The 1,449-nt window shown below is 44.9% G+C and carries 1 protein-coding gene; it reads right to left on the bottom strand.

Annotated elements, in window-relative coordinates; translation table 11 throughout:
* Positions 1-1,108 precede the first annotated feature (1,108 nt).
* Positions 1,109-1,336, bottom strand: a complete 228-nt coding sequence (locus B853_RS16065) for a hypothetical protein (protein WP_038883229.1) — start codon at positions 1,334-1,336, stop codon at positions 1,109-1,111.
* Positions 1,337-1,449 lie beyond the last annotated feature (113 nt).

Here is a 1,449-nt window from a genome sequence, read left to right on the forward strand (position 1 = left end):
GGGTTTGGGTGGGGATCGGAGTCCCAAGCCAAAGTCGCCAGCTAGTGAAGCGTTCAGCGTAACGGCGGGTGACCACCCTCAAAGGACCACAGATAGCGGGCCCCAGAATTAAGCGGAGCATTAATTTAGGGAAGCGGTCTCTTAGTTTCTCCGGAGCGTTCAAGCGTAGGAGAAATCTTAGAGAATCGTGGTTTTTGTGGGTGGTCACGCGCAGCGTGGCGACTTTGGCTTGCCAATCTTTAGCAAGTGAAGGGCGTCCAGCCCGAAGCGCAGCGTCAGAACCCGTATTCGTGAGAATGTTTGGGAGCGTTCAGCGGAAAACATTCGATTAAAAACCTCGTTGACATTCTTGGTTAACGATAGTTAATCGAGAATATTAACCATAGGTGTCAACGACTGACGCGCTATCGCTTGTCGGGTCAGCACTGAGCTAGCAGGTTCAATCGCTTCGCTCTTTCAGCGGCTACGCTCAGCACTCGACCTTTACTAAATGATAAAAGTTCTTATTAAGTTTTTTTGTGTGAGTAAGTAAATTTTGAAGATGTCGGGGTTTTGGATATGCTGATTGGTGAGAGGTTGAAGCGGAATTCTGGATACACTCACCCTATATTACGGAGTATCATTCCGTTAAATATAGTGTAAGCAGATAATTTAATATGCCGACCGGAGCCGAGTATATCGCTATCATCTGGTTAGTCCTGAGAACACAAACTAACTGCGGAAATTACCGGTTGTTCTACCGCCATCCTCACCGTTTCCCGCCAACCTAAAATCTTAGTTCCTTGCAAGGGTTACTACCCAATCTACAAGCCTCTTTGACTAACTCCATACGCTAGTACTGATTCTTGGTTCACTCATCTGGTGTGCGCTTACGGATGTACCGCTGGTAACGCATGATGCTGGAAGTTGTCGCCAGTGACACTGACCCTACCACTCGACAACTTGGAAACTTCTTGAAAGGTCTTTTCGATATGCTAATATGAAAGGACTTCTGGAGCGTAGAAGTATTCCGAAAATAACCCGTCCTGCAAAGACGGGTTTTTTCACATCTGGGATTATCTTATCTGAGGATCTCCCCCTCATCAAACGAAATCCCCTATATACAGAATTATAGCGATTTGTTTTTATTCGCGTCTTCCTGCAGAACGGCTAGATACCGGTAATACGTTTCGATTCTTTTCTGTGTTTGCTCTGGTGTCTCTGGCTGATTGCAACCTTGTTTAATTTCAGCCATAGACGCCCCTGTTGGGCATCCTGAGTTAAGCACTAAATCTTCATGCGATGCACAAGCCCCAAGAACTGCACACACTGACACGATCAATATCTTTTTAAACATCCCTTTGAATCTCCTTACAGAATTAAAAACAATAAAATTAGTAGTTCTAACATAGGTTTATCTCCTTTAAATTGAGATTTGTGCCAGCATGAAATAGCGAAGTCTTTTCATGC

The sequence above is a fragment of the Vibrio rotiferianus CAIM 577 = LMG 21460 genome, from assembly GCF_002741985.1.
Lineage (GTDB): Bacteria > Pseudomonadota > Gammaproteobacteria > Enterobacterales > Vibrionaceae > Vibrio > Vibrio rotiferianus.

Excerpts from the sequence above, each read along its gene's own strand:
- B853_RS16065 (WP_038883229.1), bottom strand. The coding sequence starts at position 1,336 with ATGTTTAAAAAGATATTGATCGTGTCAGTGTGTGCAGTTCTTGGGGCT.